The sequence below is a fragment of the Anaeromyxobacter oryzisoli genome, from assembly GCF_022690765.1.
GTDB lineage: Bacteria > Myxococcota > Myxococcia > Myxococcales > Anaeromyxobacteraceae > Anaeromyxobacter > Anaeromyxobacter oryzisoli.
Genome location: NZ_JALCZA010000043.1, coordinates 17,176 through 38,935 on the forward strand (window position 1 = coordinate 17,176; position 21,760 = coordinate 38,935).

The window sequence follows — 21,760 nt, forward strand, 5'->3', positions numbered from 1 at the left end:
CGCGCGGGGACGGCCGGTTCGTTTTTCGGGGGGAATCACGGGCCAGGGGGCACGGGAGGCGGGCACGGGATCGGGCACGGGCACGGTGACGGGATGAGCTCCCGTGCTCCGTCGTGCGTCACCGTCACCGGCTTCTCCGTGACCCGTGAAAAACCGGATCCCGTGGCCCGTGGCCCCATTCCACCGTGGTCCGACGGATCACGGGATCCGGGCCGCGGAACACGGGCCAGGGGACACGGGAGGCGGGCACGGGGATCGGTGACGGTCACGGGCACGGTGACGGTCACCGAGCACGGGCGGCGCGCGCCCGATGCTCAGTCCGAGTCCTCCTCGCGCGCGCCGAGCTCCTCGTGCTCGCCGAAGCCCTGCAGATCGAGCACGATCGCGAGGAGGTAGAGCGCGAGCGAGCTGGTCCCGAAGAGCTGGCCGAGGCTCATCGCCAGCACGAGCAGGAACGGGTTCGGGAAGACGATCGAGACGATCATCAGCCCGAGCGAGACGAGCGTCAGGATCGCGGAGACGAGGACGAGTCGCCGGATCGTCAGCCTGGAGATCCCGAACATCGCCTACTCCTTCCCCGCCGGCGCCGGCGCGGCGGCCTCGGCGACCGGGGGACGCCCGTTCCCGCCGTGCGTGAACGAGCGCGGGTGCACGTTCTTGCCGCCGTGGCACTCGACGCACTTGAGCTGGCCCGACCGGATGTCCTCGAGCATGCCCTGGTGGTCCTCGACGGCGGACCAGCGCGGCGCCGCCGTCGAGTGGCAGCGCGTGCACATGGCGTTCTGGAACGGCTTGTACATGTGGATGCGCGGCCCCTTCTCGCCGTAGGGGCCCGAGTCCGCGTACTCGGTGACGTAGTAGAAGAGGTGCCTGAGCCCGTTCACCTTCGTCGTCATCGTGCCGAACATCTGGTAGTCGGCGTGGCACGTGTAGCAGCTCTCCTCGCCGAACGCGGTGTTGCGGCTGTGGATCGCCGCGAGGCTCCTCGACTTCGGATCCTCCGCGTCCTGCGTGTAGGGGAGCATCACGTGGCACGACGCGCAGAACTTCCGGTTCGTCGTGTACTCGAACCCGGAGATGTTGCCGGTGAGGGCGGTGCCGAGCGGCATGACGCCGAGCCCGAAGAGCAGGACGATCTTGGTCGAACGGCCGAGCGGCGGCCGCCGGATGAGGTACCAGGCCAGGATCAGGATCGAGATCGCGGCAGCGACCAGGGCCGTGACCTGGAGCAACTGCTCCATCGTGTGGATGGGTGGCACGATTTGTTTCACTAACATGTGCGCGGGTTGATCTTCAACAACCAACTGCGACTCTCAGCCGCACCTGCGGGCTCGCTCGCGGGTTGCCGCGCTCGCGCTGGCCCGGGCGAGCGCGCCGGGTTGGTGGCGCCCACGCCGGTGCGCCGGATTTCCGCGAAGCTGCTTGCGTTTCCAGGGAGGGTGAACTAGATACGCCGCCGCGAGCGCGATTAGCTCAGCTGGATAGAGCGTCGGCCTCCGGAGCCGAAGGCCACAGGTTCGAATCCTGTATCGCGCGCCAGTTTCAGGGGCCGGGGTGCCGAAGAGGCGCCCCGGCCTTTCTCTTTTCGGCGTCGCGCGTCCCCGGCGGGTCCGCACGGCCGCGGGGCATGGCGGGATCCCTGCGCTCCGGCAAGGATCGCTGGTGGCGCGGCGCGTGAGCGCCGCGCCCTCAGCCGAGGCGCCATGGACTCGCCCGACCTCTCCCTTCCCCAGCGCCCGGCCGTGCCAGGCGCCCCCGCGGTCCGCCCCGCTCCCCCGGAGCCGGAGCCCGACTACTCGGATCCCCGCCTCTACGTGAACCGCGAGCTGTCGCTGCTCCAGTTCCAGTGGCGGGTCTTCGACGAGGCCCGGGATCCGGCGAACCCGCTCCTCGAGCGGGTGAAGTTCCTCTCGATCGTCGCCTCGAACCTGGACGAGTTCTTCATGATCCGGGTCGCGGGGCTGGAGCAGCAGCTCGCGGCCGGCCTCGCCGAGACGAGCCTCGACGGGCTCACCCCGAGCGAGCAGCTCGCCGCGATCCGCCGCGAGACGCTCCGCCTCTCCCAGGAGCTGACCCGCTGCCTGCACGACGAGCTCGTCCCCCAGCTCGCCGCCGCCGGCGTGAACCTCCTCGACTGGCCGCAGCTCAAGGAGAACCAGCTCGCGGCGGCCCGCGCCTGGTTCGACGAGCTGGTCTTCCCCGTGCTGACCCCGCTCGCGTTCGACCCGGGCCGCCCCTTCCCCCACATCTCCAACCTGAGCCTGAACCTCGCGGTCGTGGTGCGGGACGGCGGCGTCGAGCGGTTCGCGCGCATCAAGGTGCCCGACACCCTCCCGCGCCTCGTCCCGCTCGGCCGGGCGGGGCGCGGCGAGGACGGCGCGGTCCACCCGCACACCTACGTGTGGCTCGAGCAGCTCATCGCCGCGAACGTGGACCGGCTCTTCCCCGGCCTCGAGATCATGGGGGTCCACCCGTTCCACGTCACGCGCGACGCGGAGATGCTGATCCAGGAGATGGAGGCCGCCGACCTGCTCGCGAGCATCGAGCGCGGCGTCCGCGAGCGCCGGTTCGGCTCGGTGGTCCGGCTGGTGGTCACGCCCAGCATCCCGGCGGGCGTGCGCGAGCTGCTCGTCGAGAACCTCGGGGTCGATCCCCGGGACGTCTACGCCGTCGAGGCGCCGCTGGCGCTCGCCGGGCTGTCGGCGCTGTCGAGCGTGGATCGCCCGGATCTCCGCTTCCCCGCCTTCGTCCCGGCCCGCCCGCCCCGCGTCGGCGAGGACGAGGAGGAGGAGGACGTCTTCGCGGCGATCCGCCGGCGGGACCTCCTCCTCCACCACCCCTTCCACTCGTTCACGCCGGTCGTGGACTTCCTCCGCGCGGCCGCCCGCGACCCGCAGGTCCTCGCCATCAAGCAGACGCTCTACCGCGTGGGCCGGAACTCACCCGTCGTGGAGGCGCTCCTCGAGGCGAGCCAGAACCGGAAGCAGGTCGCGGTGCTGGTCGAGCTGAAGGCGCGGTTCGACGAGGAGAGCAACATCGGCTGGGCGAAGGCGCTCGAGGCGGAGGGCGTCCACGTCATCTACGGCCTCCTCGGCCTGAAGACGCACAGCAAGATCGCCCTGGTGGTGCGCCGCGAGGGCGAGCGCCTCGCCCGCTACGTCCACCTCTCGACCGGGAACTACAACGCGGTCACCGCCACCGCGTACACCGACCTCGGGTTCTTCACCGCCGATCCGGAGATCGGCGAGGACGCGACGCAGCTCTTCAACTACCTGACCGGCTACTCGCGCGGCGCGACCTTCCGCAAGCTCCTCGTCGCGCCCCTCGATCTGCGCCAGCGGCTCCTCGAGCTCATCGACCGCGAGGTGTCGCACGCCCGCGCCGGGCGCGGCGGTCACCTCGTCTTCAAGGTGAACGCGGTCGTCGAGCGCGAGATGATCGAGGTGCTCATGCGGGCGGCGCGGGCGGGGGTGCGGATCGACCTGCTCGTGCGCGGCGTGTGCTCGCTGCGCCCGGGGCTGCCGGGGCTCACCGACCGGATCCGCGTGACGAGCATCGTCGGGCGGTTCCTCGAGCACAGCCGCATCTTCTGGTTCCGGAACGCGGGCGCGGAGGAGGTCTACCTCGGGAGCGCGGACCTCATGCACCGCAACCTCGTCCGGCGGGTCGAGGTGCTCTTCCCGGTGACGGATCCCGAGCTCGTCCGCTACCTGCGGGACGACGTCCTCGAGACCTACCTGAAGGACAACGTGCGGGCGCGGCGGATGCGGCCGGACGGCACCTACGAGCGGCTCTCGCCCCGGCCCGGCGAGCCGGCCGTGGACAGCCAGGCCGAGCTCATCGCCCGCCGCGCCGAGCTGCTGGAGCGCCGGACGGTGCGGCGCGTGCCGGGTGCGTGACGAGGGTTGCCCCCCGCGTGTCCGGCACGGGACGCCCGTGTCGTGTTCCGTGCCCGTCACCGTCACCGTCACCGGCTTCGCGTGACCCGTGAGCCGGTTCCCGTGGCCCGTCGGCCGGATCCCGTGATCCGACGAAGAAGCGGGCCACGGGCCACGGGCCACGGGATGCGGGAGTCGGGAGGCGGGCACGGGGAACGATCACGTTCACGGTCACGGTGACGGGTTCCGGCACGGGACGTCCCGGGGATCCGTGCCCGCCCCCCCCGCCCCCGCCCCACCGAGCAGGGCTCCGGCCGTTCAGCCGATCTTCTGGTACCGCGCCCCCGGGGTGTTGCAGATCGGGCACCGCTCGGGCGGCGGACCGAACTCGACGTCGCCGCAGACCGGGCAAAAATAGACGTCCATCTGCGTCAGGTCCTTGCCGGCCTTCATCGCCTCGAGGGCCTGCCGGAACAGCCGCGCGTGCACCTGCTCGGCGCGGTTCGCCCAGTCGAGCATCGTCTTCGCCCGGTGGTTCTCCCGCCTCGCCTCTTCGACCATCGGCGGGTACATCTCGGTGTACTCGTAGGTCTCGCCCGCGACGGCCGCCTCGAGGTTCTCGAGCGTCGTGCCGACGCCGCCCATGTTGGCGAGGTGACCGAGCGCGTGGACGGTCTCGGCCTCGGCCGCCGCGCGGAACAGCCGCGCGATCTGCGAAAGCCCCTCCTTCTCCGCCTGGCGGGCGAAGGCGAGGTACTTGCGGTTGGCCTGGCTCTCGCCGGCGAACGCGACCTTCAGGTTCTCCTGGGTGGGCATGCGGTCTCCTCGATCATGGAACGAGCGGTTGAGCTGTCCTCCCCCCGCTACCACGGAAGGGGATGCCGTTCTAGCTCCCGCGCGGCGCCCCTTCGCCGCGCCGCACGATTTCGGGTACCTTCCCGCTCGCAGCTCGCACACCACGAGGAGGCTCACGATGCCGGTCAGCAAGAAGCGGAAGAAGGACGGGAAGACGGTCCACATGACCCACGCCCCGGCGGCGGTCCAGGGTGAGGAGCACGCCCACGGCCCTGGCGCGAAGCCCGGGGCGACCGGCGCCCCCCGCGGGGGGAAGCCGTCGAACCCGTTCGTCGCGCAGCAGCAGTCGAAACGCGGCGCGCAGCGCGGGCGGTAGTGGCGACCGGGACGCCCCGGCGCGCCTGGTGCGCGTACCTGCTGCGCTGCCGGGACGGCACCCTCTACGCGGGCGCCACCAACGACCTCGCCGCGCGCGTGGCGCGTCACTCGGCGGGGCGGGGCGCGCGCTACACGCGCTCGCGGCTCCCCGTCGAGCTCGTCTGGTCGCGCCCGGCCCGCGGCCGCGGGGGCGCGCTTCGCCTGGAGGCGGCGCTGAAGCGGCTCTCCCGGGCCGAGAAGCTCGCGCTGATCGCGGACGGGTGCCCCCCGCCCCGCGCGCGGCCGGGGCGGCGCCGGTCCGGGGTCAGGGCATCCGCTCGATCGCCGCGACCGCCACGGTGAAGTGGCCGGCGGCGGCGGCGACCACGAGCGCGTGGAACACCTCGTGGTACCCGAAGACCGCCGGGTAGGGGTTCGGACGGCGGCACGCGTAGATGATCGCGCCGGCGGTGTACGCCAGCCCGCCGACGACGAGGAGCAGGACGTTCCCGGGGCCGAGCGCGTGCCACAGCGGCGGGAAGAGCGGGACCGCGAGCCACCCGACCAGCACGTGGAGCCCCACCCCGATCTTCTTCGGCGCGTGGAACCAGAGCGTCACCTTCAGGATGCCGACGACCGCCCCGCCCCACACCAGCGCGAGCCCGCGGGTCCGCGCCGGCTCCGGGAGCAGGAACGCCAGCGGCGTGCAGGAGCCCGCGATCATGACGTAGATGGCCGAGTGGTCCAAGGCCCGGACGATCCGGCGCGCGCGCCGCGACCAGTCGCGCCGGTGGTACAGCGCGCTCACGGTGAAGAGGGTGAAGACCGAGGCGCCGTAGATCATGGCGGCGACGCGGGCGCGGGGTGACGGCGCCACGGCCACCAGGGCGAACCAGGCGACGAGCGCCGCGACCGAGGCGAAGGCGTGGCTCACCCCCCGGAGGCGCGGTCTCGGCGGCGCGGTGAGACGACGGCGCCCGGGCACGGGCAACGGGAGGTTCTCGGCGCGGCTCTCCACGGCCGTCACGGTGCGCATCGCCGTTCGCACGTCGGCGCCCCTGACGCGGGAGCACTCAACCGGGCGAGCGCGCCGCGCGCCGCGCACCGCGCGCGCCATTCGCACCCGTCGGGGCGCCGCCCGGCGCGCCGAGCGCGCGAAGGCGTCGCGCACGCCGAGGACGACCCCCTCCCGGCGTGGAGCGCGAGGGCCCGGCGCGCCGCCGGGAGTGCACACCTTGTCCGTGCGGGCGAGGGGGAGCGGCCATGGCCGAGCGAGCGGACTTCAGCGCGCGGTGGATCGCGAAGCGGGCGGCGAAGGCGGCGCTGGCGGGGGCGCTCACCGCGGCGGGGCTGCACCATGCCGTCCGCTTGCTGCGGCGGCGCCAGGCCGGCGGGTCGCGGGTGCTCATCCTCTCGTACCACCGCGTCACGCCGGACTTCCTCGCCGCGGCGCGGGAGTCGCTCCCGAGCCTGCTCGTCTCGACCGGGACGCTCCGCCGCCAGCTCCTGCTCGTCGCCCGGCGCAACGAGGTCGTGTCGCTCGCCACCGCGCGGCGGATCCTCGCGGAGCCGGCGGGGAACGGGGCGCGCGGCGACGTCGTGGCGGTGACGCTCGACGACGGCTACGCCGAGGTGGCCGAGCACGCCCTCCCGATCCTCGCGTCCCTGAAGATCCCCGCGACGGTGTTCGTCCCGACCGGCTACGTCGGCACGGAGCGCCGGCTGCCTCACGACCGGCTGCACGCCGTGCTGTCGGAGCTCCGGCGGCGCGGCGTCCCGTACGAGCGCGCCGGGATCGCGCCGCCGCTCCAGGCGCTCCTCACCGCCTGCGCCGAGACGGGGCCCGCGACGACCCTCGACCGGCTGATCGCGCGGCTGCCGCACGATCGGCTGGTCGCCCTCGCCGAGGCACTCGAGGCGCGGCTCGGGGCGAGCGAGCGCGACCTGCCGAAGGGCACCCGACTCATGACCTGGGACGACGTCCGCGCCCTCGACGCCGCCGGCATCGACGTGGGCGGCCACACGGTGGGGCACGCCGTCCTGTCGAACCTGCCCCTCCGCGAGGCGCGCCGCGAGCTGGCCGGTTGCCGCGACGATCTCGCCGAGCACCTCGGGAAGGCGCCCCGGCACTTCGCCTACCCGAACGGCTACTACACGCCGGCGGTGCAGCGCGAGGTCGGCGCGGCGGGGTTCGAGGCGGCGGTCACGATCGAGGACGAGGAGAACCGGCGCGGCCAGCCGCCGTACGGGCTCAAGCGCAAGGTGCTCTGGGAGAACTCCACCCTCGGCCCGGTGAGCTGGAGCGGCGTCGTGGCGACCTGCAACGTGGACGGCGTGTTCTCCGCGCTCGGCCTCATGCGCCCCGTGCCGGGCGTCCGTCCCGATCCGCTGCCCGAGCCACCCGCCAGCGTCGCGCCGGCGCCCCGGCCGGAGGCCGGCTCCGACCCGGGCCCCGACCCCGGTCCAGGCCCGGGCGCCACGCCCGAGCGCCAGGCCGCGAGCTGATGCATGAGCCTCCACGCCATGCGGCTGCGCGTCGCGCTCATCGGGAACTGGCCCAGCCCCTACGGCGGCGTGGCCGTCCACGTCGCCGCCCTGGCGCGCGCCGCCCGCGCTCGCGGCGTGGACGTGACGGTGCTCGACATCGGCCGGGGAGATCACGAGGCGGAGCACGTCCGGCCGGCGCGCGGGCCGGTGCGGTACGCGCGGGCCCTCTCCGCGGCCGCGGCCGAGGGGCGGCTCCTCCACCTCCACACCAACGGCGCCAACGTCCGGAGCTGGCTCGTCGCCCTCGCCGCCGGCCGCGCGCGCCTCCCGGGCGGCCCGCGCGCGGTCCTCACCCTGCACTCCGGCTCGGCCCCGGCGTTCCTCGGCCGGAGCGCCGCCAACCGCGCGGTCGCCTCCGCCGCGTGCTCCGGCTTCGGGACGGTGATCGCGGTCAGCGAGGAGATCGCCGCCGCGCTCGCCGCCGCCGGCGTGCCCCGGGCGAAGGTCGCCGTCCTCCCGGCGTTCTCTCCAGGCCTGATCGAGGCCCGCGCGGCCCCACCCGCGCTCGCCCCGTTCCGCGCCGCGCACCGGCCGCTCCTCGCCGCGGCGCTCGCGCCCGGCCCGATCTACGGCGCCGACCTGCTCCTGCCCGCCCTCGAGGCGCTCCGGGCGCGCCTGCCCGGCGCCGGTCTGGTCGCCTTCGGGGAGGGCACCGACGGGCCCGCCTACCGGCGACCGGGGATCCTCGGGCTGGGGGAGATCGAGCACGCCGCGGCCCTCGCCGTGATGGAGGCCGCCGACGTGTTCGTCCGACCGACGCGGGCCGACGGGGATGCGGTGAGCGTCCGCGAGGCGCTCGCGCTCGGCTGCCGCGTGGTCGCCAGCGCCATCGGGCACCGGCCCGAGGGGTGCCTGATCTTCCCCGCGGAGGACGCGAGCGCGCTCGCGGCGTGCCTCGCCGAGGCGGCGCTCCGTCCGGGCGGTCGAGGTCCGGGGGGCCCTCCCGGGCGGGACTCCTTCGACGTCGTGTTCGCGATCTACCGCGCGCACCACGCGCGCGCGACGGGCGAGGCGCCCCCCGGCGCGGACGCCTCGGCGACCTGACGAGCGCGGGGGTCCCCCGCCTCGGCGCTGGCCGCGCGCTCGCCGGGTGGAGATCTCGAAGGGGCAGGAGGCGGCCGGCGCGGGGCCGGGAGAACGGGCGATGGAGAGCGGGAGCGGACCGCGGCGGGCGGGGGGCGGCGAGGCGGAGCCGGCGGGGCCGGGGCCGCGGATCGCGGTGATCGGCTGCGGGCAGATCGCGGACGCGCACCTCCACGAAGCCCGGCGCGCCGGCGCGACCGTCGCCGCGGTGTGCGATACCAGCGCGCACCTCGCGGAGCAGGCCGCGGCGCGGTTCGAGGTTCCGACCTGGTTCACGGATCCCGACGCGCTGCTCGAGCAGGTCCGGCCCGACGTCGTGCACGTGACCACGCCGCCCGCGAGCCACCTCCCGCTCGCGCGCCGCGCCCTCGCCGCCGGCGCCCACGTCTACGTCGAGAAGCCTCTCACGGTGGACGCCGCCGAAGCCGATCGCCTCGCCGAGGCGGCGCGCGCGGCCGGGCGGCTGGTGTGCGCCGGGCACAACCTGCTCTTCGACCCGGTGATCCGCCGGCTGCGCGCGCTCCTCGCCGCGGGCGCGCTGGGCGAGGTGGTCCACGTGGACGCGATGATGGGGTACGACCTCGCCGGCCCCTTCGGCGCGCTGCTGATGGCCGATGCCGAGCACTGGATCCACCGCCTCCCCGGCGGCCTCGCCCAGAACAACCTCTCCCACCCGCTCTCGCTCGTGCTGCCGCTCCTCGGCGGCGGCGATCCGGACGTCCGGGCGGTGGGGCGGCGCCTCCGACCGCAGCGCTGCGGCGACGCGCGCGATCTGTTCCTGGATGAGCTCCGCGTGCTGCTCGAGGGCCCGCGCGCGACCGCGACGGTGACCTTCTCCTGCCGCGTCCGACCGACGCAGCTCGCGCTGACGGTGCACGGCACCGCGCGCGGGGCCGTCGTCTCCCTCGACGCGCGGACGCTGCGGCTGGTCGAGGGCTCCAAGCTGCCCGGCCCGTTCCAGAAGGTGGACTGGGCGCGGCGGGACGCGGTCGCCGCCGGGCGCGAGCTGCTGGAGCGCGCCGGCGACCTCCTCGGCGCGCGGCTCCATTACTTCGAGGGGATGAAGGGGCTCTTCGCGGCGTTCTACGCCGCCGTGCGGGGCGAGCGTCCGCCGCCGATCCCCCTCGACGACGCGCGCGCGGTCGCCAGGGTGATGGACCGGATCTTCACCCAGACCCAGGCCCAGCCCCGGGCCGCGGCGGCGCCGGCGCGGGAGGTGGCGCCTTGACGGCGGCCCCGGCTCGCCCTCCGCGGTCGTCGAGACGCCCACCGCAAGGGGTCGCGTCATGAGGGTGGTCACCGGAGCGGCGGGCTTCCTGGGGCGGGAGCTGGTCGGCGCGCTGGCGCGCCAGGGGCCGGGGCGGATCCGGTGCCTGGTGCGGCCCGGCACCTCGCCGGACCGGCTCGCGCCCCTGTGCGCCGCGGGCGGCGCGGACGTCGAGATCGTGCCGTGCCGGCTCGAGGACCCGGCCGCGCTGCGCGCGGCGTTCCGGGGCGCCCGGATCGTCTACCACGCGGCGGCGGGGAAGCGGGGCGCGCCGGCGGCCCTCGTCCAGGCGACGGTGGTCGCCTCCGAGCACGTGTACCGCGCCGCCGTCGCCGAGGACGTCGGCCGGCTCGTGCTCGTGTCGTCGTTCGGCGTGCTCGCCGTCGCCGACCTCCCGCGGGGCGCGGTGGTGGACGAGGGCGTGCCGCTCGAGCCCCGCCCCGAGGCGCGCGACCCCTACTCGTTCGCCAAGGCGCGCCAGGAGGCGCTCGCGTGGCGCTACGCGCGGGAGCAGGGGCTCCGGCTCGCGGTGATCCGGCCCGGCTTCGTCTTCGGGCCGGGCCAGGAGCTCCTCGGGTCTCGCCTCGGCCTGCCGCTCTTCGGCCTCTTCCTCCACCTCGGCGGCCAGAGCCGCGTCCCGCTGACGTTCGTCGAGAACTGCGCCGACGCCGTGGCCCTCGCCGGCACCGCCGCCGGGGCGGAGGGGAGCGCGGTCCACGTCGTGGACGACGACCTGCCCACCAGCGCCGCGCTGCTCCGCCGGTATTGCCGCGAGGTGGCGCCGCTCCGGGTCGTGCCGGTCCCCTACCCCGCCCTGGAGGTCCTCGCCCGCGCGAACGCGTGGTACAGCGCGCGCACGGAGGGGCACCTCCCGCCGGTGTTCACCCCGTACAAGATCCGATCGCTCTGGAAGCCGCAGCGCTACTCGAACGCGCGGGCCAGATCGGTGCTGGGGTGGCGGCCCCGCGTCCCGATGGCCGAGGCGCTCGATCGCACCTTCGCGAGCCTGGCGGCGCGCCGTGGCGGCGTCACCGCGGAGGCGCACGCGTGACCGAGCCGCGCAAGATCCTCGTCTTCCAGAATCGGTTCCTCATCGGCGGGCAGGAGCGACAGACCGTCCTGAACGTCCGGACGATGGACCGCGACCGCTTCGAGCCGGTGGTCGCCGTCCTGAAGCTGGAGGGTGAGCACCTGGAGGACCTCGCGCGGGAGGGCATCCGCCCGAGGCTCGTGGACGTGGGGAACCGGATGCTCCGGCCCGCCACCGCCCTGCGGGTGCTCGGGCTCGCCCGGCTCATCCGCGCCGAGAAGATCGCCCTCGTGCACGCGCAGGACATCTACACGAACGTCCTCGGCGCGCTGGCGGCGCGCGTCGCCGGCGTGCCGGTGATCGTGACGCGGGTGGATCTCGGCCACCACATCGTCGGCTACCGGCGCCCGCTCACGCGCGCCGTCTCCCGCCACGCGGACCGGGTCCTCGTGAACGCCATGTGCATCCGCGACCTCGTGATCCGCGAGGGCGTCGCCCCCGACCGCGTCGCGGTGGTCCGGAACGGCGTGGACCTCGCCGAGGTGGACCGGCTGGTCGCCCGGGCGCCGCCCCTCGCGCTCCCCGAAGGCGCGCTGGTCACCTGCGTCGCGACCATGCACCATCCGGTGAAGGGGCAGACCGAGCTGCTCGCGGCTTTTCGCGAGGTCCTCCGCGAGCACCCGGACGCGCGGCTCATGCTGGTGGGCGACGGCGTCCGCCGCCCGCTCCTCGAGCGCCTCGCCGGGCAGCTCGGGATCGGCGCGCGCGTCCACTTCCTCGGGTTCCGGCTCGACGCCCCGGCGCTGCTCGCGCGCTCGGCGGTCGCGGTCTCGCCGAGCCACTCCGAGGGGATCTCGAACGCGATCCTCGAGGCGATGGCGGCGCGCGCGCCGGTGGTCGCCACGGCCGTCGGGGGGACGCCGGAGCTCGTGCGCGAGGGCGTGAACGGCTGGCTGGTGCCGCCGGGCGCCCCGGCCGCCCTCGCCCGCCGGATCGCGGACGTGCTCGCGGCCCCGCCCGCGGCCCGGCGGCGGATGGGCGCGCGCGGCCGGCGGATCGTCGAGGACGAGTTCGGGGTGCGGCAGATGCGCATCGGTTACGACGCGCTCTACGACGACCTCACCGGCTGGCAGCTCCCGCGGCCCGCGACCGGGCTGGCCGGTTGACCGCTTCGTCCCGTACCCGTACCCGTACCCGTACCCGCACCCATACCCATACCCGTCACCGTTCCCCGCGTCCCGTCTCCCGTGGCCCGTGGCCCGTGCCTCCGCCGGATCAGGGATCGGGCCACGAAGCCGGGAACCGGGTCACGCACCCCGGTCACGGTGCCGTCCCCGTTCGGTCCGTCACGCCCAGGCGGCGGGATCGAGGCGGCATGCGCTCACGGCCATCGGCCGCAACGACGCGTCGCGCAGGGCCACGAAGGCGGCGCGGGCGAGCTCGTCGATCCGGTCGGTCGGGGCCGCGATCGCGGACGCGGGGAACACGCGCCCGGCGCACGGCCCGTCCATGGGGACATCCAGGGGGACCTCCAGCGCGGTCAGGCCGAGCTGCGCCAGGACGGCGAAGGCGGCGCGATACCGCTGGGTGCCCGCACCCTGGAGCGCGAAGCGGACGATCGTTCCCATTCGGTTCACAGGTGGGGGACGACGGACGGCCTCGGTAGGCCCACGACGGGGCGCACCGCCGCCCCCACCCCGCTGGTGACGCAGGGTGGAGCGAGGGTCCCGTGGACGTGGCGGAGCCTCGCTGCGACACTGACGTGATGGACCTGACGCGAGCGGGTGCGCCGTCCGAGGCACACGAGCTTGCCCTCGTCCTCGCGGGACGTTGCCGGCGATGCGCCGAGCGGATCCCGGGCGCGGCCGCGCTCCGCGGCTCCCCCTGCCCGCGCTGCGAGGCGACCACCGCCCGGACCGACGCCGATCGCCTCGCCGTCGCGAGCCTCCTCGCCGCGCGCCCGCGCGTCCACCTCGATGCCGCGGTGGTGATCGTCCTCGGCGCCACCTTCGCCACGAGCTTCGTGCCCGTCACCGCCTCGCTCGTCCTCGGAGGCGGCCTGATCTGGGTCGGCCGCCGGGTGGTCCGACCTACGCTGCGCCTGCTCTCCCCGCGGCGCCGGGTCGTCTCCGCGTGGACGATCCGGCTCGCCGGCGGGGTCTGGCTCGCCGGCTCCGCCATCGTGATGGAGCCGCTGACGCTGCTCCCCGCCTTCGGCTCGATCGGCAAGGCCGCCATCGCGGCCTCGCAGCTCGCCCTCGCCGGCGCGTTCTCCCGGGCCTACCTCTCGTCGCAAGCGCGGCGCGAGGCCGCGGGCCTGCCGGTGCGCGCCGCCGAGTGGGTGGCGGTCGCCGGAGCGTCGCTCGCGCTGATCCTCCTCTCCGCCGTCGCGTTCGTCGCCGTCGCGTGGGTGTTCGCGAAGATCGCCGAGGCGGCGACGCCGCCGCGGTGAGGACTCTCCGTGGACCCTTCCCCCATCCTCCGCCTGCTCTGCGTCGGCGCCGCGTCCGGCACCCGCGCCGCGCTCACGCTGCTCGGCGTCGGGCTGGGCGCCCGCCTCCTCGACGTGCCGCTCGGCGCGGACGGCGCCCTGCTCGCGCGGCCGGCGGTCCTCGGCGCCCTCGCCGCGCTCGCCCTCGGGGAGGCGACGCTCGAGCGCGACGACGATCTGCAGGACCTCGCCGCGCCCGCCCTCTCCGCCGTGCGCGCGGCGGCCGGTGGCCTCGCCGCGGCGGCGACCCTCGAGCGCCTCCCGGCGTGGGCGGCGGGCGCGGCAGGGGTCGCCGTCGCGCTCGGCACCGACGCGCTCCGGCGCAGGCTGCATCGGGCCCTGCGGCGCGTGCGCACCGAGGTCACCGAGCCGCGGCGCTGGCTCGTCCGACTCGAGGGCGGTGGCGCGCTCGGGATCGCGTTCGCCGCGCTCGCCGCCCCCGCCGTCGCGGCCGCCGCGGTGGCGCTCTCGGTCGCCGTCGCGCTCGGCGCAACGCGGCTCGCGCGAGCCGCCGAGGCCCTCCGGCGCCGCCCCTGCCCAGCGTGCGCCGCGCCGATCCGGGTCGAGGCGTCGCGCTGCCCGCGCTGCTCGAACGCGGTCCCGATCTTGCGCTGGCTCGACATCGCCGAGCCCCGCTGATCGGCGACCCCGCGCGCGATCCCGGGTGGCGCGTTGCGGCGCCGGCACCGCGTCCCCACGCTCCACTCGGTCCGCACCGCGTCCCGCGGTGCGCGCGAGCGGAGGGAAGCCATGGCGACCGAGAACACCGGACCGTCGGCGGAGCAGGGCAAGAAGGGTCAACAGGAAGCGGGCGCGGCGAAGGCGCAGGGCGCGGGGAAGGGCGCGGCCAGGGAGCAGCAGCGCGAGCGGGCGCCGGGCGAGCTCGCCCGCCGTGAGTCCTACCTGCCGTCCCCCTTCGGCCCGAGGGGGCTCGGCGCGACGCCCTTCTCGTTCATGCGGCGGATGATGGACGACTTCGACCGCATGTTCGAGGAGTTCATGCCGGGCTTCCCCGTGCGCGCGGGCGAGGAGCTGGCTCGCGGCGCCGGCGAGGCGCTCTGGATGCCGCGCGTGGAGGTGCTCGAGCGGGAGGGCAAGCTGATGGTCCGCGCCGATCTCCCGGGCATCCGCAAGGAGGACCTGCAGATCGACATCACCGACGAGGCGCTCGTGCTCCACGGCGAGCGGCGGCAGGAGACCGAGGAGGAGCGTGGCGGCGTGTACCGGAGCGAGATGTCCTACGGCGCCTTCCACCGGTCGATCCCGCTGCCGGAGGGCGCGACCCCGGAGGGCGCCGAGGCGCGGTTCGAGAACGGCGTGCTCGAGATCACCATCCCCATGACGGAGCCGTCGTCGCGCGCCCGCCGGATCGAGATCCGCGAGGGCAAGGCGGAGGGGAAGGCGACGAGCGTCCATTAGTGTCCAACGGGCGTCCGCGGCCGCGGCGGGCGGCGCCGTCAGGGCGCCGCCTCGTCGGCCGCTGGCGCGAACGCGCGGGCGGGAGCCTGGGAGCTCTACGGCAACCGCCGGAACGAGTCGAAGAACGCCTTCACCTCCGGACCGGCGAGCGACCGCGGCCCCTTGCCCATCGCCATGAGCTGGTAGACGCGCGCCCTCCCGAGCACGATGCGCACCGCCATCCGCTCGTCGCCGTTCACCGCGCTGGTCTCGACGTGGCGCGCGGGCAGCCCGGCGACGGTGAGCTTCTCGTCCCGGGTGACCTTCATCCCGGGCTGCCTCGCCATCGCGGCGGACATCTGGTCGAGCGCGGCGGCCGGGAAGTCCTCGTCCACGCCCTGGAAGCTCATGCAGAGCACGCCGAAGCTCGGCGCGCCGCCGCCGAGCTCGACACCGTAGGTGAGGATCGTGACGGCCCCCTGGCTCGTCTCGGTCCGCTCCGGGTCGCCGGGGAGCTTCACCGCGATCCCGACGTCCGCGAGCTGGTGCTCCTTCCAGACGGCGGCCTTCGCGGCCGGGACGGGCGCGGCCTTGGCGTCTGTCGAAGCCGGCGACGCCGGCGACGCCGGCTTCGCCTCCGCGGCGCCCGGGGCGCGCGCGACCTCGGCGGCGCGGGCGTGGAGCGGGAGCGCGAGCGGCAGCGCGAGCGCGAAGGCACGGACGAGCTTCTTCATGTGGTGAGCTCCCCAGGGCGCGGCATGCGCCGCTGCAAGTGTGCCACGCGCTCGCCCGCGTGCAGAAGCGCGATCGCCTCCGGGGGCACATCCCCGGCGCGCTCCGCGGCGGCGCACCCCCGCCCGGAAACGGAGAGGGCCCCACGGCGGGTGCCGGGGGCCCTCTGGGAACGTCGGCGGCGACGCGGGCCTAGAGCAGGCCGGGCTTGCCGGCCTTCCAGCGCTCGTACTCGCCGAGGAGCATCTCGACGTGCTCCTTCTCCTCCGCGCCGAGCTCCTTGTAGAGCTGGCGCTCCACGGAGCCCTCGGGCGTCTCGGCGACGCGCCGCGCGAAGAAGTCCACGGCGCGCTGCTCGAAGGCGATGGCGATCCGGAACAGGTTCGCCGGATCCTCCGGCTTGTTCGCCACGCCCGCGTACACCGCGGCGCGCTCGACCTTGAACGCGTCGGACGGCGCGGGCACCTCGGCGTGGTAGCGCCGGGACAGCGTCGCCATGTGCTCCTTCTCCATCGCGGAGAACTTCTGGAAGAGCGCCTTCAGCGTCGGGTCGGAGCTCTCCTTCGCCGCGCGGTTGTAGAAGGCCTGGCCCCCGAGCTCGATCTCGAACGCCGTCCGGATCGCCTCGAGCGCCTTCGCGCCCTCGACCTTGCGCTCGTCGAGCACCTTGAGCTTGCCGCCGCACGACGGGCACATGCCGTACGGGAAGGCGAAGCCCTCGCTCACCTTGGCGCAGGCCTCACAGCGCCACTGGAGCTGGGCGTCGGCGCAGCAGACGTACTCCTCGTCGCCCTCGATCGGCCGGTGGCACTTCGGGCAGACCTTGCCGTCGGTCCCCGCGCCCGTCGCCGCGGGGAGCGGCTCCGGCGCCTGGAACCCCGCCACGTCCGCGGCGGAGATCGGCCACTTCTTGCCCTTCGTGAGGTACGTCGCGATGGAGCGGGCGGCGCGGCGGCCGGCGCCCATCGCGAGGATGACGGTCGCGCCGCCGGTCACGATGTCACCGCCCGCGAACACGCCCGGGAGGCTCGTGGCCTGCGTGGACTCCAGCTTGCCGTCGTCCGCGGCGATGTTGCCCCACTTGTTCAGCTCGAGGCCCGGGGTGGACTTCGTGATGATGGGGTTCGCCTTCGTGCCGAGCGCGTAGATGACGGTGTCGCACTCGAGCTCCTTGAAGCGCCCGGTGGACATCGGCTTGCGGCGCCCCTTCTCGTCGGGCTCGCCGAGCTCCATCTCCTCGACCTTCATCCCCTTCACGTTGCCGTCGGCGTCCACGCGGATCTCGACCGGCGTGTGGAGGAAGAAGAAGTCGATCCCCTCCTCCTTCGCGTGCCGGAGCTCCTCGATGCGGGCCGGGGCCTCGGCCTCGCTGCGGCGGTAGACGCAGCGCACCGTCGGCGCGCCGAGCCGCTTCGAGACGCGGAGGCAGTCCATCGCGGTGTTGCCGGCGCCGATCACGACCACGCTCTTGCCGAGCGAGATGGGCGTGTCGAGGTACGGGAACTTGTCTCCGCCCATGAGGTTCACGCGGGTGAGGAACTCGTTCGCCGAGTAGACCTGGCCGGCGAACTCGCCCGGGATCCCGAGGAACGCCGGGGCGCCCGCGCCGACCGCGAGGAACACCGCGTCGTAGCCCTTCTCGCCGAGGAGCTGCGGGACCGTGAAGGTCTTCCCGATGACCTTGTTGGTCTCGATGTTCACGCCGAGGTCGCGCAGCCGCTGGACCTCGCGGTTGATGATGTCGCGCGGGAGGCGGAACGACGGGATGCCGTACTGGAGCACGCCGCCCACCACGTGGAGGGCCTCGTACACGGTCACGTCGCAGCCGTACTTCACGAGGTCGGCGGCGGCGGCGAGGCCGGCCGGGCCGGACCCGCAGACCGCGACCTTCCCGAGCTTCTTCTCGAAGCGCGGCGGGACCACCGGCTTCGGCTTGGCGTTGTCACCGACGAAGCGCTCGAGGCGGCCGATGCCGACCGAGTCGACCTTCTTCCCGATGACGCACTGCGCCTCGCACTGCGTCTCCTGCGGGCAGACGCGGCCGCAGATCGACGGGAAGATGGACGCCTCGTTGATCGCCGCGAGGGCGCCCTCGAAGTCGCGCACCACCACGTGCCGGATGAACCGCGGGATGTCGATCTGCACCGGGCAGCCCGAGACGCAGGTCGGCTTCGCGCACTGGATGCACCGCTCCGCCTCGCCGAGGGCGTCCTGGAGCGAGTAGCCCAGGTTCACCTCCTTGAAGTTGCGGGCGCGCTCCGCGGCGTCGCGCTCCGGCATCTTCGTCTGGTGCGGGGGGAGCTCCTTGATCTTGCGGTAGTTGCGCTTCTGCTCCTCGAAGAGCTGCTTCTCGAGGTTGCAGACGTGCGCGTAGTCCTCGCTCGCCCGCGCCTCCTGCGACTTGAACCGCCGCTGGCGGGCGATGAGCTCCTTGAAGTCCACCTTGTGGCCGTCGAAGTCCGGCCCGTCCACGCAGGCGAAGTTCACCTTGCCGTCCACCGTCACGCGGCAGGAGCCGCACATGCCGGTGCCGTCCACCATGATCGCGTTCAGCGAGACCATGGTCTTGATGCCGAACGGGCGGGTGGTCTCGACGCAGGCGTTCATCATCGGGAGCGGCCCGATGGCGATGACGAGATCCGGCTTGTCCTTCTCGCAGATCTCCTTGAGGGCCTGCGTCACGAACCCGGGCTTCCCGTAGGAGCCGTCGTCCGTGCAGACGACGAGGTCGTCGCAGTACTTCTTGAACTTGTCCTCCCAGAACACGAGCTGCTTGTTCCGGAAGCCGATGATGCCGGTCGTGCGGTTCCCCGCCTCCTTGAAGGAGCGGAGCTGCGGGAACACCGGCGCGACGCCGAGGCCGCCGCCGACGAGCACCACGTGCCCGACCTTCGCGACGTGCTGCGGGAGCCCGAGGGGACCCACGAAGTCGGCGAACGTGTCGCCGGCCTTGTAGTTGGCCATCATCTCGCGCGTCGTCTTCCCGAGCGCCTGGATGACCATCGTGATGGTGCCCTTCTGGCGGTCGTAGTCGGCGACCGTCAGCGGGATCCGCTCGGCGCCCTCGTGGAGCCGGAGCATGACGAAGTGCCCGGCCTGGGCGGATGCGGCGACGTCGGGGGCAGCGACCTCCCAGAGGAAGGTCGTGTCGGAGAAGGCTTCGCGACGAACAATGGGATACATCGGGGGGCCAACCCTCCGTGCGATTAGGGTGCGGGAAGGTGCGTCAACGGCCCGCGGGTCGTATCAGTCTCGCCCGGGACGCGTCAAGCGATCGCCACGATTTTCCTGGGAAAATTCAGGATGGCTCCGGTCCACTTTCGCCCGCACCGCGGCCGCGGAGCGCGCACCCGCGCCGCCACCTGAACCGGCATGTGCTCCGGGTCGGGACACCGCACCATCCCCCGGGTACACTGCGCCGCTCCATGGAGCCGCATTTCCCCGCAGCCCCCAGCCCGCCCCCGCACGCGGTCCGGCCCACGCCCGTGAGCTGGGCGATCCTGGCAGCCAACCTCGCGATGTTCGGCTGGGTCGAGTCCCACGGCTCCTCGACGGACACGGCCACGCTGATCCGGTTCGGCGCCCTCGAGCGCGACCTCGTCTGGTCCGGTCAGTGGTGGCGGCTCCTCAGCGCCGCCTTCCTCCACGCGGGCCTGTTCCACCTCGCGGCGAACATGGTCTTCGGCATCCCGTGGTGCCGGCAGATCGAGCGCTTCTTCGGTTCGGCCCGGTTCGCCTCGCTGTACGTCCTGGGCGCGCTCGGCGCCTCCGCGCTGTCGCTCCTCGGTCCGGCGAGCGTCTCCGTGGGGGCGTCCGGCGCCCTGTTCGGCGTGATCGGCGCCGCGCTGGCGCTCCACCGCCGCGCGCTCGGGAGCTGGCGCGCCTTCATCGCGAACCGCGGCTCGCAGCAGGTGCTGCTCAACCTCTTGATCCTGGCGGTCATCGGGACGGTGGTCCCCATCGACCAGTTCGCCCACGCGGGCGGGCTCGCCACCGGGGCGGCGTGGGGCTGGATCGCCACCCGGCCCTCGCCGCGGCGATCGTGGCCGTGGGTGGCGCTCACCGCCGCCGTCGCGGTCGCCGTGGCCCTGGCGCTCCGGCCGAGGCCGTGACCCCGGCCTGAGTCAGCCGGAGCTTCCTCACCCGAGCCCAGGCGCCTGCCCGGGATCGGTCAGGCCGCCGCGGCGGCGACCGAGGTGGCCCGGACGAGCGCGCCGATCGCGTCGTCGATGTCGAAAGGCTTGTGGAGGTGCTCGCGGACGCCGGCGGGCGGGCGGGCGTTGGAGGCGGTCATGCTCACCACCGGGACGTCGCCGTAGGCGGTCCCGCGGAGCCGCTCGATCAGCTCCGGCCCGGTCATCCGGGGCAGGCAGAGGTCGAGGAGGATCACCGCCGGGGCGCCGTTCCGCTGGATGCGCTCGAGCGCGTCCACCCCGTCCGTCGCCAGCTCCACCGGCCCGAGGACGGAGAGCGTGTCGCCGAGGAGCTCACGAATGTCGGGCTCGTCCTCCACCACGAGGATTCGACCCTGGAGCACCTTCATCTCGCGTCCTCCCGCCGTGTGGCCGAGCAGATGCGCGGGGTGATACTCCCTCGCCGCGCGCGAGCACAAGACCACGCCCCGCCCAGACCGGCCGGGGTGGGAGATCCACCCGCCATCCACGCGTTGTCCACACTCGAACCCCTGGTACGTGTGGACATCGCGTCCCGCGCGAGGCGCTTCGCGGGCACGCCCTCCGGCCGCCCTCCGGCCGCGCCGCCGACCGCCCGCGCGTCCGGCATCGCGGCGGGCGGCGCCTCCGGCGGCCTCGCGCTCGCCCGAGGCCCGAGGCGCGCTCCGGCCTCGTCGCCGCGGCGGGGGCTTGCGGCGCCTTCGACGTTGCGGGAACGTCGCGTGAGCGGGGGAGCCTTCGATGTCGGTGGAATGGACCCGGGACCTGGCGCTGGAGCACGAGGAGCTGGACCACGAGCACGCGCTCCTGTTCGCCCGCCTCGACGCCGTCTCCGCCCTCCTCGACACCGGCGCGCCGGCGGAGATCGAGCAGGCCGTCGCGGCGCTCGCCGACGCGCTCGTGTCGCACCTCGCCGCAGAGGAGGCGCTGATGGAGGAGGCGCACTACCCCGAGCGCGGGCGGCACAAGTCGGCGCACGAGCTGTTCGTGGCGGACTTCCTCCGGATGCGCGCCGAGCTCAGGGAAGAAGGGCCGACGCCGTTCGTGGCGAGCTGGCTGCGGATCCGCATCCCGGAGTGGCTCCGCTTCCACATCCGCGTGAACGACGCGCCGCTCGCCGCGCACCTCGCCCGGCCGCATCCCGGCCCGCAGCCCCGCCCGCAGCCCCGCCCGCAGCCCCGCCCGCAGCCCGACGACCTGCGCCCGCGCAAGCGCAGGCGCAGGCGCGACGGCGGGAGGCCAGCCTGATGACCACGGTCGAGCCGCTCGTCTTCGCCGCCGACGGGTTCGGCTGAGGGCCGGTGGCGGGCCTCGGTTGAGGCACCGCCCTCGCGCCCGTGCTGGCGCGACTCTCGGCCCTGGACGGCGTCGCCGACGCGCGCGTGGACGCGACCGGCCGTCACTTCCTCGTCGCGGTCGCGCCCGGTGCGTCCGTCGCCGACGTCGAGCGGCGGGCGATCGCGGCGCTGAACGGCCGCGCGGAGCGCCTCGCGCCGGAGCAGGCCCGGGCCCAGCTCGCCGCCCGCTCGCGCGGCGATCCGTGGTTCGCCGCGGGGGAGACGATCGTCCTGTGCTACGTGGAGGCGCGGATCCTCGCCGTCGGCGCCGCCGCGGCCGCCGCCCGCGCGGCCGGGCTCGACGGCGCCGCCGAGGCCCGCGTCGCCGAGGTGGCGCGCATCGCGCTGTTCGCGCTGATGGAGCGGGTCCACGGCGAAGGCGGCCGGCCCTCCTCGGGCTGGTTCTACGACGCGTGGCCGGAGGTCGCCGGCGCGATCGGCGACCGGTGCCGGGCCTTCCTGGCTCCGGCCGCGGGTGACGCGGTCGCCGCCGCGCTCGCGCGCCTCCACCCGGGCTGCTGAGAGCTTGTCGAAGAATTCGACGACCTCTCAGGCCGACCCGCGTGAGCGGGGCGGCGGGTGGGGTGAAGCGCCCGAATTCACTTCGGGCGCGAGGGGCGGGCGACGGCCCGCCCCTCCTGGATGGTCAAGGCCCGTCGATTGTTCGACGGGC

Annotated in this window: 22 protein-coding genes and 1 tRNA gene; 15 read left to right on the forward strand and 8 right to left on the reverse strand. The window is 74.5% G+C overall.

The window, feature by feature from the left end; translation table 11 throughout:
- Positions 1-314: 314 nt before the first annotated feature.
- Positions 315-563 carry a hypothetical protein gene (locus tag MNZ27_RS14295; RefSeq protein ID WP_242394758.1) on the reverse strand — a complete coding sequence of 83 codons (249 nt, stop codon included), beginning with the start codon at positions 561-563 and terminating at the stop codon, positions 315-317.
- A 3-nt stretch (positions 564-566) separates the two neighbouring features.
- Positions 567-1,277: a NapC/NirT family cytochrome c gene (locus MNZ27_RS14300; RefSeq protein ID WP_242394759.1), complete on the reverse strand. Its 711-nt coding sequence runs from the start codon at positions 1,275-1,277 to the stop codon at positions 567-569.
- A gap of 185 nt (positions 1,278-1,462) precedes the next feature.
- On the opposite strand from MNZ27_RS14300, the gene MNZ27_RS14305 reads away from it, so the two are divergent.
- Both MNZ27_RS14305 and ppk1 read left to right on the forward strand, forming a co-directional pair.
- Positions 1,463-1,539: transfer RNA gene (locus MNZ27_RS14305), tRNA-Arg, on the forward strand.
- Between the two features lie 164 nt (positions 1,540-1,703).
- The gene (ppk1, locus tag MNZ27_RS14310) at positions 1,704-3,899 is read left to right on the forward strand and encodes a polyphosphate kinase 1 (RefSeq protein WP_242394760.1); all 2,196 of its coding nucleotides are present in this window, start codon (positions 1,704-1,706) and stop codon (positions 3,897-3,899) included.
- A 297-nt stretch (positions 3,900-4,196) separates the two neighbouring features.
- Here the strand turns inward: ppk1 and MNZ27_RS14315 are convergent, their stop codons facing one another.
- Positions 4,197-4,694, reverse strand: a complete 498-nt coding sequence (locus MNZ27_RS14315; protein WP_242394761.1) for a rubrerythrin family protein — start codon at positions 4,692-4,694, stop codon at positions 4,197-4,199.
- Between the two features lie 157 nt (positions 4,695-4,851).
- On the opposite strand from MNZ27_RS14315, the gene MNZ27_RS14320 reads away from it, so the two are divergent.
- Entirely contained in the window at positions 4,852-5,049 is a 198-nt protein-coding gene (locus MNZ27_RS14320) for a hypothetical protein (protein ID WP_242394762.1), read from the forward strand.
- A complete protein-coding gene (locus tag MNZ27_RS14325) occupies positions 5,049-5,393 on the forward strand; it encodes a GIY-YIG nuclease family protein (protein ID WP_242394763.1) in 345 nt (114 codons plus the stop codon). The genes MNZ27_RS14320 and MNZ27_RS14325 overlap by 1 nt, the downstream gene beginning before the upstream one ends.
- Here the strand turns inward: MNZ27_RS14325 and trhA are convergent.
- Complete coding sequence (gene trhA, locus MNZ27_RS14330; protein ID WP_242394764.1) at positions 5,356-6,066, reverse strand: PAQR family membrane homeostasis protein TrhA; 711 nt, start codon at positions 6,064-6,066, stop codon at positions 5,356-5,358. The two genes, MNZ27_RS14325 and trhA, sit on opposite strands and share 38 nt — an antisense overlap.
- Positions 6,067-6,293: 227 nt before the next feature.
- Between trhA and MNZ27_RS14335 the strand changes: the two genes are divergently transcribed.
- The 5 genes from MNZ27_RS14335 (at position 6,294) to MNZ27_RS24050 (ending at position 12,123) form a co-directional block, all read left to right on the forward strand.
- Entirely contained in the window at positions 6,294-7,535 is a 1,242-nt protein-coding gene (locus tag MNZ27_RS14335; protein ID WP_242394765.1) for a polysaccharide deacetylase family protein, read from the forward strand.
- 3 nt (positions 7,536-7,538) lie between these two features.
- Complete coding sequence (locus MNZ27_RS14340; protein ID WP_242394766.1) at positions 7,539-8,621, forward strand: glycosyltransferase; 1,083 nt, start codon at positions 7,539-7,541, stop codon at positions 8,619-8,621.
- A 100-nt stretch (positions 8,622-8,721) separates the two neighbouring features.
- Positions 8,722-9,888 (forward strand): Gfo/Idh/MocA family protein, encoded by a 1,167-nt coding sequence (locus MNZ27_RS14345; RefSeq protein WP_242394767.1) that lies wholly within the window; start codon positions 8,722-8,724, stop codon positions 9,886-9,888.
- Between the two features lie 58 nt (positions 9,889-9,946).
- Complete coding sequence (locus tag MNZ27_RS14350) at positions 9,947-10,978, forward strand: NAD-dependent epimerase/dehydratase family protein (RefSeq protein ID WP_242394768.1); 1,032 nt, start codon at positions 9,947-9,949, stop codon at positions 10,976-10,978.
- Entirely contained in the window at positions 10,975-12,123 is a 1,149-nt protein-coding gene (locus tag MNZ27_RS24050; protein ID WP_242394769.1) for a glycosyltransferase, read from the forward strand. Before MNZ27_RS14350 ends, MNZ27_RS24050 begins: the two co-directional genes overlap by 4 nt.
- A 180-nt stretch (positions 12,124-12,303) precedes the next feature.
- On the opposite strand, the gene MNZ27_RS14360 is transcribed toward MNZ27_RS24050, so the two are convergent.
- On the reverse strand, positions 12,304-12,585 hold the full coding sequence (locus tag MNZ27_RS14360; RefSeq protein WP_242394770.1) for a hypothetical protein: 282 nt from the start codon (positions 12,583-12,585) through the stop codon (positions 12,304-12,306).
- 137 nt (positions 12,586-12,722) lie between these two features.
- On the opposite strand from MNZ27_RS14360, the gene MNZ27_RS14365 reads away from it, so the two are divergent.
- From MNZ27_RS14365 to MNZ27_RS14375, 3 genes are all read left to right on the forward strand, one after another.
- On the forward strand, positions 12,723-13,409 hold the full coding sequence (locus MNZ27_RS14365) for a hypothetical protein (RefSeq protein WP_242394771.1): 687 nt from the start codon (positions 12,723-12,725) through the stop codon (positions 13,407-13,409).
- A gap of 9 nt (positions 13,410-13,418) precedes the next feature.
- Positions 13,419-14,087 (forward strand): DUF4126 family protein, encoded by a 669-nt coding sequence (locus MNZ27_RS14370; RefSeq protein WP_242394772.1) that lies wholly within the window; start codon positions 13,419-13,421, stop codon positions 14,085-14,087.
- Positions 14,088-14,198: 111 nt separating this feature from the next.
- A complete protein-coding gene (locus MNZ27_RS14375; RefSeq protein ID WP_242394773.1) occupies positions 14,199-14,867 on the forward strand; it encodes an Hsp20/alpha crystallin family protein in 669 nt (222 codons plus the stop codon).
- A gap of 95 nt (positions 14,868-14,962) precedes the next feature.
- Here the strand turns inward: MNZ27_RS14375 and MNZ27_RS14380 are convergent, their stop codons facing one another.
- Both MNZ27_RS14380 and gltA read right to left on the reverse strand, forming a co-directional pair.
- Positions 14,963-15,580 carry a hypothetical protein gene (locus tag MNZ27_RS14380; protein WP_242394774.1) on the reverse strand — a complete coding sequence of 206 codons (618 nt, stop codon included), beginning with the start codon at positions 15,578-15,580 and terminating at the stop codon, positions 14,963-14,965.
- A 190-nt stretch (positions 15,581-15,770) separates the two neighbouring features.
- Positions 15,771-18,761 carry an NADPH-dependent glutamate synthase gene (gltA, locus tag MNZ27_RS14385; RefSeq protein WP_242394775.1) on the reverse strand — a complete coding sequence of 997 codons (2,991 nt, stop codon included), beginning with the start codon at positions 18,759-18,761 and terminating at the stop codon, positions 15,771-15,773.
- Positions 18,762-19,003: 242 nt separating this feature from the next.
- Between gltA and MNZ27_RS14390 the strand changes: the two genes are divergently transcribed.
- The gene (locus MNZ27_RS14390; protein ID WP_242394776.1) at positions 19,004-19,690 is read left to right on the forward strand and encodes a rhomboid family intramembrane serine protease; all 687 of its coding nucleotides are present in this window, start codon (positions 19,004-19,006) and stop codon (positions 19,688-19,690) included.
- A gap of 59 nt (positions 19,691-19,749) precedes the next feature.
- Here the strand turns inward: MNZ27_RS14390 and MNZ27_RS14395 are convergent, their stop codons facing one another.
- Entirely contained in the window at positions 19,750-20,121 is a 372-nt protein-coding gene (locus MNZ27_RS14395; protein ID WP_242394777.1) for a response regulator, read from the reverse strand.
- A gap of 370 nt (positions 20,122-20,491) precedes the next feature.
- Here MNZ27_RS14395 and MNZ27_RS14400 point away from each other — a divergent pair, with 370 nt between their 5' ends.
- A complete protein-coding gene (locus MNZ27_RS14400; RefSeq protein WP_242394778.1) occupies positions 20,492-20,998 on the forward strand; it encodes a hemerythrin domain-containing protein in 507 nt (168 codons plus the stop codon).
- An 89-nt stretch (positions 20,999-21,087) separates the two neighbouring features.
- Entirely contained in the window at positions 21,088-21,609 is a 522-nt protein-coding gene (locus MNZ27_RS14405; protein ID WP_242394779.1) for a hypothetical protein, read from the forward strand.
- Positions 21,610-21,760 lie beyond the last annotated feature (151 nt).